Source organism: Pseudomonas kitaguniensis, from assembly GCF_009296165.1.
GTDB lineage: Bacteria > Pseudomonadota > Gammaproteobacteria > Pseudomonadales > Pseudomonadaceae > Aquipseudomonas > Aquipseudomonas kitaguniensis.
Window position 1 is genome coordinate 45,427 of sequence record NZ_VUAZ01000055.1, and the last position, 15,186, is coordinate 60,612.

The 15,186-nt window shown below is 51.4% G+C and carries 13 protein-coding genes and 1 pseudogene; 5 read left to right on the forward strand and 9 right to left on the reverse strand.

The window, feature by feature from the left end; all coding sequences use genetic code 11:
* The first annotated feature begins 283 nt into the window (after positions 1 to 283).
* Positions 284 to 913, forward strand: a complete 630-nt coding sequence (locus F0169_RS10735) for a hypothetical protein (protein ID WP_152746498.1) — start codon at positions 284 to 286, stop codon at positions 911 to 913.
* A gap of 508 nt (positions 914 to 1,421) precedes the next feature.
* On the opposite strand, the gene F0169_RS10740 is transcribed toward F0169_RS10735, so the two are convergent.
* From F0169_RS10740 to F0169_RS10750, 3 genes are all read right to left on the reverse strand, one after another.
* Complete coding sequence (locus tag F0169_RS10740) at positions 1,422 to 2,321, reverse strand: HEPN domain-containing protein (RefSeq protein ID WP_152746499.1); 900 nt, start codon at positions 2,319 to 2,321, stop codon at positions 1,422 to 1,424.
* Positions 2,318 to 2,797: an ApeA N-terminal domain 1-containing protein gene (locus F0169_RS28045; protein ID WP_152746500.1), complete on the reverse strand. Its 480-nt coding sequence runs from the start codon at positions 2,795 to 2,797 to the stop codon at positions 2,318 to 2,320. The genes F0169_RS10740 and F0169_RS28045 overlap by 4 nt, the downstream gene beginning before the upstream one ends.
* Positions 2,798 to 2,951: 154 nt before the next feature.
* A complete protein-coding gene (locus F0169_RS10750) occupies positions 2,952 to 3,719 on the reverse strand; it encodes an SIR2 family NAD-dependent protein deacylase (RefSeq protein WP_152746501.1) in 768 nt (255 codons plus the stop codon).
* Between the two features lie 242 nt (positions 3,720 to 3,961).
* Here F0169_RS10750 and F0169_RS10755 point away from each other — a divergent pair, with 242 nt between their 5' ends.
* Entirely contained in the window at positions 3,962 to 4,348 is a 387-nt protein-coding gene (locus tag F0169_RS10755) for a hypothetical protein (RefSeq protein ID WP_152746502.1), read from the forward strand.
* Between the two features lie 2 nt (positions 4,349 to 4,350).
* Here the strand turns inward: F0169_RS10755 and F0169_RS10760 are convergent, their stop codons facing one another.
* Together F0169_RS10760 and F0169_RS10770 are read right to left on the reverse strand one after the other, a co-directional pair.
* Positions 4,351 to 5,400 carry a hypothetical protein gene (locus F0169_RS10760; protein WP_152746503.1) on the reverse strand — a complete coding sequence of 350 codons (1,050 nt, stop codon included), beginning with the start codon at positions 5,398 to 5,400 and terminating at the stop codon, positions 4,351 to 4,353.
* Positions 5,401 to 5,904: 504 nt separating this feature from the next.
* Positions 5,905 to 8,502 (reverse strand): AAA family ATPase, encoded by a 2,598-nt coding sequence (locus F0169_RS10770; RefSeq protein WP_152746504.1) that lies wholly within the window; start codon positions 8,500 to 8,502, stop codon positions 5,905 to 5,907.
* A gap of 419 nt (positions 8,503 to 8,921) precedes the next feature.
* On the opposite strand from F0169_RS10770, the gene F0169_RS27375 reads away from it, so the two are divergent.
* On the forward strand, positions 8,922 to 9,098 hold the full coding sequence (locus F0169_RS27375; protein ID WP_164673168.1) for a hypothetical protein: 177 nt from the start codon (positions 8,922 to 8,924) through the stop codon (positions 9,096 to 9,098).
* Entirely contained in the window at positions 9,079 to 9,582 is a 504-nt protein-coding gene (locus F0169_RS10775; RefSeq protein WP_152746505.1) for a hypothetical protein, read from the forward strand. Before F0169_RS27375 ends, F0169_RS10775 begins: the two co-directional genes overlap by 20 nt.
* 1,390 nt (positions 9,583 to 10,972) lie before the next feature.
* Here F0169_RS10775 and F0169_RS10780 read toward each other — a convergent pair.
* From F0169_RS10780 to F0169_RS10790, 3 genes are all read right to left on the reverse strand, one after another.
* Positions 10,973 to 11,260: a hypothetical protein gene (locus tag F0169_RS10780; protein WP_152746506.1), complete on the reverse strand. Its 288-nt coding sequence runs from the start codon at positions 11,258 to 11,260 to the stop codon at positions 10,973 to 10,975.
* A 429-nt stretch (positions 11,261 to 11,689) separates the two neighbouring features.
* On the reverse strand, positions 11,690 to 12,556 hold the full coding sequence (locus F0169_RS10785; RefSeq protein ID WP_152746507.1) for a DNA adenine methylase: 867 nt from the start codon (positions 12,554 to 12,556) through the stop codon (positions 11,690 to 11,692).
* Between the two features lie 62 nt (positions 12,557 to 12,618).
* Positions 12,619 to 14,139, reverse strand: coding sequence for a ParB N-terminal domain-containing protein (locus F0169_RS10790; RefSeq protein WP_206670175.1), 1,521 nt, complete (start codon positions 14,137 to 14,139; stop codon positions 12,619 to 12,621).
* 233 nt (positions 14,140 to 14,372) lie between these two features.
* Between F0169_RS10790 and thyA the strand changes: the two are divergent.
* A pseudogene (thyA, locus tag F0169_RS10795) lies at positions 14,373 to 14,651 on the forward strand (thymidylate synthase); the annotation flags it as partial.
* Positions 14,652 to 14,692: 41 nt separating this feature from the next.
* Here thyA and cadR read toward each other — a convergent pair.
* A complete protein-coding gene (gene cadR, locus F0169_RS10800; protein ID WP_058413693.1) occupies positions 14,693 to 15,142 on the reverse strand; it encodes a Cd(II)/Pb(II)-responsive transcriptional regulator in 450 nt (149 codons plus the stop codon).
* Positions 15,143 to 15,186 lie beyond the last annotated feature (44 nt).

Here is a 15,186-nt window from a genome sequence, read left to right on the forward strand (position 1 = left end):
GATCTAAGCACCTTTCCAGCGTTATGCCAGCGCCTTCCGCCGGGCATAGCAGCAGATTACTGTATGAATATACACCCCGAAGGAAGGATTGGCTTCCGTATTCCCCATCCGGGATTACTTGTCCGATGGAAGGCTCCAGACGAGCGTCTTCCAGCGGGAATCATCACTGACCACCCGCATTGCATTTTTTGAGATTCGTACTGCGCTTTAATAAAAAAAGCATTAATTGATTTTATTATTATGTCGTGGGATGCTTCTCTGCATCTGACAGGAGATCCATCCCATGAACGACATTATTTCACTCATCGAAAACGCCGCGAAGACGAAGAATGACCTGGCGTCCGCATCTATCCGCATGCCCAAGGAGCTCTACTCCTTCATCGAAGGTTTGGCTGATCAGCTCGATCTGAGTCGCCAGGAGACAATGCTGAAACTGCTCGAGAAGGGGGTTGAAGCCGCCAAGGCTGCTCTGAAGCTTGATGACAAAGAGCAAGCGGCGGTAGACATTGAGTTAGTCGAACCATCGAGCTTCCACCTTCTGAATACGAACAAGCGTCACTCATTGGAAGACCATGACCGTATGCTCAGCGAGGGTAGCGCAGCAGCTTTTTATGCCCCTTGGAAGTACAACATTGACCGTATACAGAAAGGTGATGTGGTCTTCTTGTACGAAAATGGCAAGGGGATCGTCGCCTTCGGAAAAGGTACTGGCGAAACTGAAAAGCGTGAGCATCACGGCTATCTCGAAGAGTGCCATTTTCAGCGTTTAATGGATTTCATCATCTTGGATAAGCCGATTTCAGCTGCAGAGATCAAGAAGGCGGTGCAGAAAAACGTAGTCTTCTTGCGCACGATGTCTCCTATGCCAGATGGCGAGTTGCTGCTGAATCTGATCCAGAAACGCTCCGCGTGAAGTCTACTGGGGCCTAAAAACACTGTACTTAGCCCCCGATTGACGCAGCGTCAATATACAGAGCCTCTAGCGCAGAACTACGCAGGTGAGGCTTGCTTCGATAATCGTCGAGATAACGTCGTAAGTTGTGGTCAAGCGTGCAAGCGGAGCGCGCCGACCCACGACGGGCCAATGGCTTGAGGATGAGTGCCCGGAGGGCTAAAACCTGGCGTAGTCAGGGTTTGGTTCTCGCCAGCCGCATCCCCGAAGGGGCAAGCCCAAAGCAGAGGCAATGTGAACCTCCCTCGAACTACTAGGCAGGAAGGTCGCCTTCGCTCTCGAAGTAGGCTTTGCATCATTACCGAGGCAGCGCCTTCGAGAAAGTGCTCCTGACTGCTGATATCAAACCGCACAGGAATGATGAGAACGACAGATGCCCATTAAAGCTTTGCAGCCGCGTCAACAATCCCGAACGTACGAATCGAAAGGAGCACATCGGATACGTGCAGCTTCCAAACCTGCGCTCCTATTAATCCTCAGCCAGGATGTGTTTGGCATTACCTAGGAGACGGGCGAGATTTGGCTGCTTGACCAGGTTTATAGCTAGCTCTGGGGGCATGCCAAGGCGTCCGAGCAGGCAAAGCGTAAACAGAACTTGAAGCCGAAGCACCAATGCTACTAATGCGGCTCCCTTCAAAGCCTTCTTCTCACCTTTTTCATCGTAGTGGGCGTGATAGTTTCTGGTGTTTTTGGTGTCCTTTACCATTAATTCGACGGTCGCCTCGCCTCCAAATACTTCAACGAAGGGCTCAAGCAATGCGGTCAGCCGCTCACCTAGTGTCAGCTCATTCGCGAAGCATAGGCGTTGCTTGACCCATTCCCGCTCAGCCTCGGGCACTGCTTCTACGATGCCTGCAAGCTTTTTGTTGAACTCCGCTTTCGACCACCTATACCCTGGTAGCGTCCTGCGATGAAAGGCTTCAAGCGCCTGGGCGATGGCCAGAAACTTTGTATCGTTATAGGCCAAGCCTTCATCCTGGACGGCGAAATAATGATGAAGAGCTGGCATCAGCGTGTCGTATTCGTCCAGCCATGCTTGAAGCATTGCGCTGAACTGCTCGGAAATTTGCGAGTAAGGAAGAAGCATCGCACGAGCGCGCTTTTTCTTGGCGGTCGTCCCATTGTTCAGACTCTGGAAGTAGACGTCCTGCCACCGAGGAATCTTCTCTCCTTCTTCTTGAGAGCTCACGCGGAGCGAATGGATCGCGACGGGGTGCCCAATGCATAGAGCTAGGAAGCGGGTGATCTTGTGCGAGAGAGAGACGAAGAAGGATAGCGGCTTGCAGGAGTCGGCTTTGATGGTAAGGCACGCTTGCTGCCGAAGCTCGGTAACTGGGTATTTGACCTTACCTGGGAAGGTAGCCTTCATCCCGATCTCAAGTATGACACCCTCCTGCAGGTGGCATGTGACAGTCGACGCATGCCAAAGTCGATTACGCAGTCAGAGGGTTTCATCCCCAGGATCGGTCTGAAGGCTGATTTCCCGTACCATTCGCTCAGCTCATCCACCGCAAACTCAAACTGGTCGAACTGGCACTCTTCAGGCATCCCCATCCCGATGTAGGCGATCCGAGCGGTGATCAGAGATGTAGCGGCACCGCCGCCGAGCGACAAATTCATGGTTTCATAGGAGCAGTCTTCGAGAGTGGTGTACCCACCTTCGATTTTCCCTATTAGACGACCAATAAACATCTCATCGAATGATACGAACGCATTTTCATCTGACGTTAGATGGAGTTCAATTCGTCCACCATCCAGGATCTTAAGAATTCCTGGATAGCGTTTATCAGGTTCGGTGGGAGTAAAGAAGAATCCATTTTTTACAGTGGGTTCAGAGACGCGCATCAGTTTACTCCTGGGAGCCTATTAGCGGTGCGTTGAGGCAATGACTGAGCATAAACGTTGGACGTGGGTTTGAAATTTCTGCTGGGATTTGGATTTGCGGCAGCCGTACCTCACTGAGGGGCAAGTCCAGCGGATCTAACATAATAGCCTCTAACTACGAGACCGGATGGCTGCCGAAGGCCTCGCGAAGTAGGCTCTGCATCGTGTCCGAGGCTGGGCCCTGGAGAAAGTGTTCCTGACTGCTGATGTCGAAGCGCACAGGATTTATGTGAACGACAGTTGCCTCGTGACCCAAAGCACGTAGCGGTAGCTCAGCAGCCGGGTAAACGACCCTAGACGTACCAATCGAAAGGAAGACATCACATTCCTTGGCGGCAGCTAGACCTGCGCTCGATGCGTCTTCAGGCAGCATCTCGCCAAACCACACAACGCCTGGTCGGACATACCCATTACATACACTGCATCGCGGCGGCTCAATACGACTTCCATCCTCAGGCAGGGCTTCAGTCGTGAGGGGCAACGTAAACGCAAGCCCGCAATCGATGCACCTAGGAGAGTGCAGGCTTCCATGTAGATGAATCACATCCTGGCTGCCCGCCCGCTCATGCAGGTCATCAACATTCTGAGTGACCACAGTGAGCCTGGGCACATGCTTGGCAAGCTCAGCGATAGCGAGATGAGCACCGTTTGGCTGCGCCTGCAGAACCTTGTTCCGACGCCACTCGTACCACCCCCAACACAGTGATGGGTCAGTTCGGAAGGCTTCGCTGGTGGCGAGTTGCGCAGGATCAAAGCGTTCCCACAACCCTGTCAGTGCATCACGGAATGTCGGGATGCCGCTCTCAACTGATGCACCAGCCCCAGTGAAGATAACGACATGCTGAGCCTCCCGCAATTGCTGAGCTAGGGTACTGGTGGTCATGAGCATTCCTTGGGGCGGATTTCAGTTGAGGTGCCGACATTATGAGCGCTGGATTCAGCAAGTACCCCCAGTCGACCCTAGCGGGGGGGACACTGGGCAACGAAGAGTCAGAGCTACACGACGCGGGTTAATGAGCTTTGGACGATGTATTGAAAAATAGGCTCTAGGAACGATGGCATACCTTCCTCAAAAGTTGATGTGCTAGCACCCGAATCGTACCTGTACTCAAAAGTGGGCACGATGTGTCCACATCAATCAATGAGGACATCACGATGCTCTACACCCCAACCCTGAACGACGTTTGCCGCATGCTGAAGCAGCTTGACGACATACCTCGCCCCTACGGAGACAATGAAGGCTATCCCGTTAATAGTGATGCGGTGTACTACTCCCTTTACCCGGAACACCAAGAGTTTGTGAATAATCTACTCGAGATTCTCTATAGCTACACCCGGTTGCCTGCCGGTCAGGAGGTAAACGTGCGTTCGGTCAACTACTTGACTGGTCGTGGCTATCCCACCTACCTCGGTGTAGATCAGTACGACGCTTACCGACTGGTTGGCTCCGTTACTACCGAGAACTGGCTGATAGACATTTCAGACGCCAGCTCTCATAAAGTTGAAGACTAGCGTTAAAGTATCTGCTTGGACACAACCGTCCCATCCGCCAGCGTTTGCTTGATGTAAACGTTGACGGTGGGACGGCCTTGTTTATGTGCGTGGTTTTTTTCCTGTTTATAGAGCTTTCGACAAATACCGAGAATGGTCGTGTCGCCAATTATTTTGGTATCAATTTCCTCTCTCATTGCATCGTAAATGGTTTCGTGTGCATGGTTTGCATTTTCCCACCTTCGAGCGGAGCTAGGGTTATTAGGTTCGGCAAGTGGCTTTAAGCTAACAAAGAGCTCTGCAACTTTACTTTTTGCCGCGTTAAGAGGGCTCGGTGACATATGTTTTCGTTGTGCATTTTTTTTAGCGAAGCGCTTGTTGGCAACTGACTCAATACGAGGCATGATGAATGCTGTTGCCTGGCACATTCCTATCATATTGCTTGCGTCAATTAAATAGCTATAAGCCTCATCTATGCGGCCCTCTTGCTCTGCTCTAGAAGCTTGGATTAATAGTCCGCACATACCATATACAGCCTCTAACGATTGAGCAGGGGCGGATAGTTTTTCGGCAATTATGCTGTTCATTTCCTTCTCATCGTTAATGCTCATAATGTGGCGTATGAAAAGAAATATATCATCGCCGGGATGCTTTTCATCTCTTAGTGCTGGTATTGTTATGTGGTTGAAGTGGATGGAGAGGAATTCGTCTATAGTGTCGTTGCTTTTGGTTTTTAGTATTTTAAGAAAGACCTCTGGTAATTTTTCCAAAATTAAATCTTTGTAAAGTTTGAATGTGGCTTCGGTAAGGCGTGCGAGCTCTGTATGGAAACTCCGCAGTGCGCGGCTTTTTTTGCTGATTATCTTACCTAGCTCTTCATCGGAGTATTCTTGGGTCACGCACTCGTTAATTTTCGAAAATAGATATTTTATGTCTGATCGCTGAAGATCTATAATAGCTTTCCCATCAGTTTGCTGATTGATAATGTTGTTCTTTTCAATGATATCCCATAGAAGATCTTGCATTTTTTTGAAGTTTTCTGGGTCTTTGAAGAGATCTGGGTCTATATCCACAGGTTGGGCCTCAGGACTTAAGTGATTATCATCGTAATAGGGCTAGTCTAGTCGAGTGCTGCCTTGGCTAGACCGGTTTTTACGGCTGGCTCTTGAGTTCCAGCATCGATATGCTTGATATTTCAACCATTCATAGAGCCAGAAATTCTGGTACTGCTCAACATCTCTTATAGGCTGTTTTCAAGGATGAGGGAATCTGCAAGGCATTGGTGCGGCGGATAGGCATTTGGAATTGGGGCAACTTGGAGTGTAGCGAGTGCTGCCCCTTCTGCGGAAGCTTTTGCGGCATGCACTTTCAAGATGCGTCGTATACGTACCATTGCCGAAACTGCGACACGCAGACCTCGTTTGATTTTCTGAGTCATCAAGAAGAAGGTTGATTGGGGGCGAAATACATCTTCGTACCGGTTTGCAGTCGGGATTTTCCTCGATGCATCTTGCTGTCAAGGCGCGGGCCAGAATCATGAATTTCGACTTGATTCTGACCCTAGCTCAATCCCCCTATCAGCTGGTTCTAGATCCAAACTCGGCTATCCATTTTTGCAACGCTGTTACGTCTGCCTCAAAGACATCCAGCTCGAGAACGCTGCTGGGCAACTCGTCCGACTGGGCATGTTCAAACACTGAGTAGCGTGTCATCAGGTCATCAATGAATAGGCAGTCCTCATTCGTCACCTTGGCGACCTTGTGCAGCTTGCCCTGGGTGTTGATTGCACGCCTGAAACGTCCTACGACATCTGCCAGCAGGATGAACTCAATCGTCTTTTCAACGATGATCCTGAAGTCACTGCACGCGCTCTTGCCAAGCGCTTCGTAAGCATCGACCTCAGCGTTTTCCTGGTGCTTCTTGAGGCGTGTAATAGCGTTATCAATCAGCCCGCGCACCGCACTTTCCGGCTTTAGGTCTCGAGCGCTTGTAGTAGCGACGATCCCTGCAGTTTTTGCCATCCTCTGGAGTGACGTTAGCGTTGGCTTGACTGAGGGCATTCCTGGGATCGACTCCCATTTTTTGGTGACGGCTTCTACCTGAGCCACCAGAGAAAGTCGGTGAGTGAAAATGATGACCTGCCTCGTCTGAGATAGGGCCACGAGACGCTCGACTACTTTTTCTTCGAAGTCCTGATCCAGCGAAGAAATCGGGTCATCAAAAATGAACGGGGCCAGTTGGTTTGAGCCTGTGGTGTCCGCAAGGAACGCTGCCAGCGCAGCGATCCTGGTCTCTCCTTCGCTCAAGATGTAGTCCAGTCCATGGGTGCCATTTGCTCCCACCAGGTTCAAGCCGAAGGTGATCTTGCCTTTGCCCCCGGATTTACTTTGCGGCGCGATTGGAAGGCGGTGTCCGCCGAGGCGCTTCAACTCATCCAGGAATCGAGATTGATAGCCGGCATCAAGCTCGGTCTTCGCCAGCTCGTTTTTCTTCGTAGTCAGGGCATTGGTGGCGGCTGAGCGCGAAGCTTTATCTATCGCTGCAACGGCGATCAACCTAGCCCTTTCTGCAACAATTGACGCTTTGTTTTGAGAGAGCCACTGCTTGGCTTGGAGTTGCTGAACTCGGCTCTGCACGGCTTGGCGATGTTCATCTTTCAACAAGGCCGACAGGCTCAGCTCCTCTTCGATGAGTTTTGCAGACTTGGTCTTTGCCGCCTCGTTTATGCCCGACCAGTCGAAAGGTTGCAGGGTGCCTACAGGGCTGCCCAGTGCAATTTGATCAAACCGTGCTTTCAACAGGCCAAGCCAACTGACCCCATCGGCCTCTTCAAAACCTAGAGTGGACATGTGGACAATCCAGTCAGCTTGTCCGGGAAGAATTGGCAGCCGCTTTTTGCGATCAGCAAAACCATTTTCAGCCGTCTTGGCGGTTGTTTCGAGGCCGTCGGTCACGAACTTCTCAAACCCTGTCAGTCGGGCTTTGGCGTCCTCGCTGAGGCTTTGGTGGCAAAGTACGCAACGTGAGTCAGCTGAGACGTTAGGGAACGCTATATCGACGTAGGCTGTGCCGGTGGAATAGGCACGTGCTTGCTCCCACATTTTCTGCCAGGTCGCTGAGCCAACACCCTCAAGCTCTGCTTTCCCGAAAATAGCTGCCGCTGCCTCTTCACAGGTGCTCCTCGCTTTGACGGCGGTATTCTTCAGGTTTTCCAGTTCACCCGCCGTCGCATCGTTCAAGCCCAACTGAAGTGTCGACATCGCTGTCTCGATACTTTTCAGGGCCGTTTTTTCTTTGTTGATAGCCAAAAGACGACCGGCGATGTCCTTCTCTGCAAGCAAGGCTTCGCTTTCTATACGCTCCCGATCAAGTTGGTCGGTATACAGACATTCCTTATCAATGCTCGCGGGCGCAGTCGTGCTCTTCAAGGCGGAAAGCCATTTCGCTTCGACTGTTTGACTCAGGCTCTGAGCCATGGCGGGTAGTGCTTTGCTGAGCAACGCCTTTTCTCTTGCAAGCTCCGCGCTAACGGCATCTGCGGTGGCGATCAGCGCGGATACAAATTTCATCCGGCTTGGCTCATAGCAAGCCTCAGTCCTGGTCATGTACTGCTGAGCAGCCTTGGTATCGAACACCTGTGCATGCCGCAGGGCTTTGTGAGGCCCACTGGGAATGTCCCAGTGAACATCAACCGGCTTACCGTCGATTGACACCTTGAACTGTGCACGACACGGAGTCGGTGCTGGATCGAAGACATTTCCGTGAATATCGTCTTTGGAACGTGATCCGCAGATCTGCTTGAGCAACCTTGCAAACCCGCTTTTGCCGGTTCCATTCTGTCCGTAGATAACAGACAGGTTACTCTTGCCGAAGGGGAGGTTGGCGCCAGGCTTGATGGCGTTCAACCCATGCACATCCAGGATCTCTTCAATCCGAAGCATGGGTCTATTGGCGACCTGCGATAACGTGCCGGGCGTAACGCTTAGAAATCCTGTATCAGCCTCACCCTTGGCTTCGACCTTGCAAAGCCTGGACAGCTCTTGGATTTCGTCCTGGTTCAGCTGCCGCTTCGAGTCAATAAGCATTCGAGCTGCAGTCTGCAACCATTTGGGGCGCCCATTCAGCCACGTCTCGAAATCATCAGCTACAACTGGCACTGCCTCAATCTTCGTCATGGTGCACTTGTCTCAAGAGGGAATCCCTGAGCGTAGGCACTTGGTGGCGTTTTGGAATTATTTAGCCAGCAAAATAGCTACAAGATGTGGCAGGGAAGCGTCCTCTGTTGCCCGAGCGCTAGGTATTTTTGGCAGAGAAATAGGCTCATGTACAAAACGGCGTCTTCGATTTCCATTGTCAGCGGCACCTGAAGGTGGAATTCGCCGAGCGCGCATGAGCCAGAGCTCTAACGCGAAAGTAGCCAGTTGTGGATGGTCAAAGCCCAGAACCAGGGGCGATGTCTGAGCCAGCTATAGCAGGCGAACCATGCGCCAGTGAGTCGCTCAAGGAATCCGATTTAATTGCGTCCGTTGATCAAATTTGATACGTTTGAGTGGCAAGGGCTAGATTTTAATTTCCCTTCTAAGAGGTTAATGCTATGACCAACCGTACCGAGACACTGCGACCAGAGGTGAAAACCCTGGCAGAGCTGGGAAATGGTGTGGGCGGCATCAAAATTTGTCCCCAGGATCGGGCAGGAACTTTGGAAAAAATTCTGAAGGCGCTCGAGATTTCGAAGGAAAGAGCTCGCAACCATGCCAGAGTCGCCCACTGACAGCACCATCATTCGACGTGACATCACCGGCGTCGAACTTAGTCATCTGTTCTTCGAAATCAGCAACGAAATCGGCTATACGCATGACATTGCTGGCACCTACGTAACCCACCTCCAAGATTTGATGACTCTCTGGGCAGGTCAGGGTTTCGTGGAAATTTACACCCAAGACCATGATCGCTCTTGGGGACGCGTCAAAGACTCCAATTCCACTCCTGGGTCTACGCCTTGGTACATGGGTCTATATCATGCTCGAATTCAGCGCGGTGAGAATGACCCTCTAGCTGTAGTGGTTTTTGAGCCGCAGGTTCAGGATGGTGTGACAGGCCATATCGCCAGTATTCGTTTTATGCTCGATCACGACGACATGTTCGGAGTGGGCAGCGATAAGTTCAACCCAAAGCGTATGCGTGAGATTCGGGTACGGATTTATGACTTCATCAAAGAAGCCGGCCTTCCGTCCCTGATCGACGAAGCCTCCTGACTTTGCCTCATGTCGGCCCTTGATGCTCAGGGGTCGGCAAAGTTCTCACCCATTCCCTACCAAAATCACCTTCGTTTCAAGATCTCGACCGGACTCCCGAGCTTCGCGAGCGCAACCTTTGCCTTTAATCATGGTATGAAAGCAGCGCGCTTCGGCACGAAATTCTTCAAAATCCCGCTTGGCCGGCCATGACTAATGCACAAGGTTCCTCGGGAAAGAAGGCTCACTTGGGAACAACGTGATAACGAACCGACGACTCCAAGAATTTTCTGTTCAGATACTCCGGTGTTAGTTGGCCGGTGTCTTGGAGTTGAGCCCGTAGGTTCTCATCCATCAATACAAGATCAGGACTCACAGGCATAGGGAGAAAGCGTACGGTGAACAGGGCTACGTTCGAGTCGGGAAGAATGAACTTTTCACCAGTCGTCGAGTAAGGCACCCACACTGTTTCTCTCAGCCGCTCTTTCCCTTGGATGAAAAAAGATGTGAGAGCCATCGATGCGACTTGACGGGCGATTGCATGAGGGTTCCCAGCGCCTCTAAAAAGGCGAACTGTCTCATTGTTTTGCTTGACCTCGTCCTCTTCGAGCTTGACCTGAGATGGCATCCATTCTTCAGACGATTGCCATTTTCATCCAGCATCTCGCTGGGAGCTTCGTGAGGACAGTGGTCGTTCTGGTACATATCTCATGGCTCGAATAAGTTTTTAGGCGAACCGGCGAGCAGGTATGCGCCCTCTGTGACGTTGTTACAACTCGCCGCGCTTCAACAGCAGCGGCGCAAGAATTTCCCATACGCCGCGAGTAAGGCTCTTCCACTGCGCCAATGAAAGGGTATGCGGATTCAAGCGTATAAAGTTCATATTTTGGCGCCGACCATCCCTGTTGCACTTGGTGTACGTCTCTAGCTTTTGGGGGTTGAGCTCTTAGTGCTGGTGGCTCCTGAGCATCGTGTTCAGCTGTCGTTGTTGGCTGACCAGCCAGTGAAAGCGGATTTACGGATCATGGGAAACCTCAGGTTTTGAGTGGATTGATGCTGCCCTGAGATGTTCGTCTATCACCCGATAATTATCGTGCAAGGAATCCGGTTTGATTTCTGAGACATGACCAGGTGCTCAAACTGCATGGTCATTTCTGCCTCGCGCTGACTCATGACGCTCCTGCTGATTTCTTGCGAGCTAAGTTTTGAGCGCAAGCGGAGCGCGGCGGCCCACGATGGGCCAAAGGCTTGAGGATGGAAGCCCGGAGGGCCAAAACCTGGCGAAGCCAGGGTTTGGTTTACGACAGCCGTACCCCGAAAGGGGCAAGCCCAAACCGGATTCTTCGTGAGTCGCCATCAGATGCGGCTCACGAAGACATTGGGCATGCCCCATCTAGCGAGGCAGCTCTGTTTACCAGCCTAGAATTTTTTCGACTGCAGTTGTGAGCTTAACTCGGTCAGTGACGCTGCTCAGATCTTTGTGATGAAGCGCGTTCTCTGCAGCATGCACGTCAGCATCACTATCCTTGCCGTGCTTGCTCAGCAGCTTATCCAGGAAGTACAGGACTTCGTAACCTTCATCCTTGTCCACCTGCCGACGATCTTCCAAGCCTGCAAAAGGAGCATCGTTATCATCTCGAGTCCAGGTGTAGGTGTAGACATCGGTTTGAAGTTGAGATTTTTTCAGTTTTACAGCCATGTGAACTCCATTTACTTAATACAGCTGGTGCGGAAATGAGCGCTCCTTGCGTTCCAGGGCCCCGCCTCGTAGGGCGAGCACGATGGTGCTTGGGCGCGCTCATCCTGCCTCAGCTTTGACGCAGTGTCACGGGGTTGGTGGCTTCTTGCTATCGTATTTTGTAAGGAAGTGCTGCCATGATGCAGGTGGGACATGCTAGGCAGGCAGGCAGGGCTGGTGGTATCAGAGCTTGCTACTGTCGGGGGGGTGTGAGCCTGATCCACTGAGGTATGAAATCTTGGCGGTTCCCGCTTCGCAGATTAGCGCGTCGCGCTGCTTTGCTTACTCGCCTAGTGCCTAGATAACTGGACGCCAGTTTGCCGTCCAGGTGGAAATCAGATATGTCGTTAGCGCTCAGAGGTCTTTCGGGGATGATGTGGGCGGTTTGGTCTAAGATGCCTTTCGGTTCAAGCCGCTCTCAGGCGCTAAAATAGTAGGCCCATAGATCATTACCTCCGAACCTTTTTTCTTAAGTTGAGCGGTATAGCTCAAGAAATACTCGTCTTGGCGGTAGCTGGTGTAGATTTCTTTTATCTCGCTCACGTTGTCATATGAGACGATCCAAGGTTTGTCGATATTACCTAGAGCGTTAGCGATCTGTACGTGATCGTCATGCACGTAGAAGTTTCTGTAGAGGCCAGATCCCTTAATGTAATAGGGGGGATCAAGATAGGTGAGGGATTTCTTCGGGAAGGTTGGAATTACATTATCAATGAAGCTCAGAGCATCTTCATTATAGATCTTGATTCGGTTCTTGTATTTCCCGATCAGCTCTATGCGCTTGACAAGTTCAGGTTTATTGAAGCGGACATCTAGCTTCCATTTGCCTGCTTGCTCTTTTCCACCAATAACGCCGGCTTTCAAGATGCCCGAACGATTAGTGCGATTGAGGAAAAAAGTCGCCATTGCAAGGTCAACGACCGAACAATCTTCTGGGTTATCAAGTATAGCCTTGAATCTATGCCAGTTTTCCATTGTTACAGGAGTGTCGTGTATAGCTTTGCTAATGTCGTCGGTATGATGAACTACGGCCTGCCAGAACGAGTAAATGGCTGGATCTAAATCATTAATGTGTATAACTGAGGCGTATTCGTGGAACATGAGCTCCAGAGCGACACCGGCCCCGCCCGCATAAGGCTCTGCGTAGTGGCCATCGTGCAAGTTGTTCACTTCAAAAACATTTTTAATGAAGTGAGCAAATTTTCCTTTACCGCCAGGATAGCGTAGCGGAGTGGAAAATACCCTAAAAGCGCCCATGAATCCTATCCCAGTATATCAAACGGTTCATGAAAGCACATTTTCAGGTATTTTCCAATAGCTTACGCCCAGATGGCTTCCAGCATCGGACGGTACTCTTCGGCGATGTCCTTCAATTCTGAAGGTACTGGGGCGCCATGGGCGCTGTGAACGAACAGGTTGAAGTGATCAATCGAGCCTGGTTGGTCATAGGAGCCAGCTCTCTTGAAAATTGCCTTCGCAGCCCCTGTTGCAACTAATTTTTCTGTTTCTAAAAGCTTTATCACTGCCTGAACTTTAAGAGACAGTTTATCTCCTCCAACGCCCCCGCGTATTTCGGCATTTGTGTCCCAGCGAAGTACCGGGGTTCCCGCATCCTTTTTTATTTTAATGAATTCGTCGCAGGTGGTTTCCAAGAATACCCTGAATGTGATGGCAGTTGCGTTAGGGCAGTCATCAACTTTCAATACCGTGCGAAGCTCTCGATAAATAGCGTTTATCCGAGAATTTTTAATACTGAAAGACCAAGGTAGCAGATACTTCCGCGCGCGAGACTGCGGCTTTGCTCGAGTGCCTGGATCCTTTTGAGGGTCTGGCTTTGTATTGCCACTATCTTCCGGCTTCTCAGCTTCACTTCCACCTGTACTCGAGCCTTTAGTAGTGCCGGACTCTTGGCCGCCACCACTTTGGCTCTCCCCTCCATTCTTGCCCTTGTTACCATCTCCGCCAACCTCGGAAGCTGGAGGTTTGCCCTTAGATAATTCAGCAAGATTGTCAGGTAGGATTTCAGGCGGAATGTGGCCAAGCGTCTTTGTACGGTCAGGATCTGCCCGGACGTCGTTAACGTTGTAGCCGTGTGAGACAAACATATCCAGCATGAACTCAACCGACGGAGCTATGTGCACTAGCGGAAGTTGCGGTGTGAGTATTTTACTTTCTACCTTCAGACGGAAAAAATTCTGGCCGATAGTAGATGAAAAAAGTCGCGTCAGCGTCGTGACGTCGACTTCGAGACAATCTAACGCCGCTTTTTGAGTGAATATGTGCTGATTGTCATTAATCATATTTCTAAGCTGGCGACCGATAGACTCAATGCCCGTCTGGCGGGCGCGTCGCTCATCTCGAATGTCGCTATCCCAGCCTACTCGACCTATGCCTCTATTCTCGCCGGTGTGCTTCAGCTCCACCCATATGTCACCAGCAGCACGGCTTGATACAACGCTGCATTGCAGGCTTTCGGGGACGCCATCGGCAAGGTTGTTATGGGCTTTGAGGAACCCCTTGTAGCCGCGATCTGTTGGGCAGAGGTCAGGGCGCTGTAGTAGCTTCAGAGCTGTCAGTCTGCGATTGCCTTCAAGGACGATGAAGTTGCCATCTTCATCGGACGTGACCAGCTGGAGCTCAGTGGGGTCAAGGCCGTGCTCAACAATATGCTCGGCAAGGCGAAGAATCTTCTTGGCATCGTCTGGATCTGCCAGCATGAGCTTAATTGCCTCACGTTGGTTCTGGGCGATGTCATTACCAAAACGAACATTCTCCTGGTCGAGCTTGATCTTATCCAGCGCGATAACCCGTATATCCCGCATCATTGCATGACTTTTCATATTCCGTTCCGTTGGGGAATCCAGTGCTGGCACGATGATAATACAAAGCACGTGCGCAAGAGTGGACAGCGGATCAACAGATTCGCGTGTCTTTCGGACATCTCCGCAAGCGCTTGAAAAACTAGACTATTCGGGTCGAACTGTGCATAATTGATTCTGCACCTCGGGAAGGCTTGAATAGTGTCTTATACACAATCCGAAATGTGCAATTTTAGCGTCGCATGAACGGGTTCGGCCTGCCGTACAACACCGCCGCCCTGGCCCTGCTGACGCATATGCTGGCCCAGCAATGTGACCTGATCCCTCACGAGATCATCGTCACCACCGGCGACACGCACGCTTACAGCAACCACATGGAGCAGATCCAGACCCAACTGGCGCGCACACCGAAAAAGCTGCCGGAACTGGTGATCAAGCGTAAACCTGCGTCGATCTACGATTATAAATTCGAAGATTTTGAAATCGTTGGCTACAACGCCGACCCAAGCATCAAGGCTGACGTGGCTATTTAAAACGGGTGGGAGGGGCAAGCCCCCTCCCGCCTTTTTTATGATCAGTGGCCGTGGCTTCTGCCCACGTGTGAAGGCTCAGCCTCGCTGGCCGCGACACTGCCGCTGACTTCCAGCCGCTGCAAAATCCCGCACTGATCCAGATCCGGCCCACCACCGCAGCGTTGGCGCAGGTCGAGCAATTGCTCCTGCAACGCCAACAGCCCATCAATCCGCGATTTCACGTGGTGGATATGTTCGTCGATCAACGCATTCACGCTCTCGCACTGGTCCTGAGGGCTGTCGCGTAGCCCAAGCAGGCTGCGGATTTCCCCAAGCGTCATGTCGAGGCTGCGGCAATTGCGGATGAAAATCAGCCGCTCAGTGTGCGCCTGGGTGTACACGCGGTAGTTGGCATCGGTGCGTGCCGGGGGTGGCAGCAGGCCTTCCTTCTCGTAATAACGGATGGTTTCCACCTGACAGTCGGTCAGTTTGGCCAATTCGCCGATCTTCATCGCAGCAATCTCCAAATGGGTGCTTGACCCTATAGTGGCTACAG

Excerpts from the sequence above, each read along its gene's own strand:
- F0169_RS10780 (WP_152746506.1), bottom strand. The coding sequence starts at position 11,260 with ATGGCTGTAAAACTGAAAAAATCTCAACTTCAAACCGATGTCTACACC.
- F0169_RS10785 (WP_152746507.1), bottom strand. The coding sequence starts at position 12,556 with ATGGGCGCTTTTAGGGTATTTTCCACTCCGCTACGCTATCCTGGCGGT.
- F0169_RS27375 (WP_164673168.1), top strand. The coding sequence starts at position 8,922 with ATGACCAACCGTACCGAGACACTGCGACCAGAGGTGAAAACCCTGGCA.
- F0169_RS10740 (WP_152746499.1), bottom strand. The coding sequence starts at position 2,321 with ATGAAGGCTACCTTCCCAGGTAAGGTCAAATACCCAGTTACCGAGCTT.
- F0169_RS10770 (WP_152746504.1), bottom strand. The coding sequence starts at position 8,502 with ATGACGAAGATTGAGGCAGTGCCAGTTGTAGCTGATGATTTCGAGACG.
- F0169_RS10790 (WP_206670175.1), bottom strand. The coding sequence starts at position 14,139 with ATGAAAAGTCATGCAATGATGCGGGATATACGGGTTATCGCGCTGGAT.
- F0169_RS10735 (WP_152746498.1), top strand. The coding sequence starts at position 284 with ATGAACGACATTATTTCACTCATCGAAAACGCCGCGAAGACGAAGAAT.
- F0169_RS28045 (WP_152746500.1), bottom strand. The coding sequence starts at position 2,797 with ATGCGCGTCTCTGAACCCACTGTAAAAAATGGATTCTTCTTTACTCCC.
- F0169_RS10750 (WP_152746501.1), bottom strand. The coding sequence starts at position 3,719 with ATGACCACCAGTACCCTAGCTCAGCAATTGCGGGAGGCTCAGCATGTC.
- F0169_RS10775 (WP_152746505.1), top strand. The coding sequence starts at position 9,079 with ATGCCAGAGTCGCCCACTGACAGCACCATCATTCGACGTGACATCACC.
- cadR (WP_058413693.1), bottom strand. The coding sequence starts at position 15,142 with ATGAAGATCGGCGAATTGGCCAAACTGACCGACTGTCAGGTGGAAACC.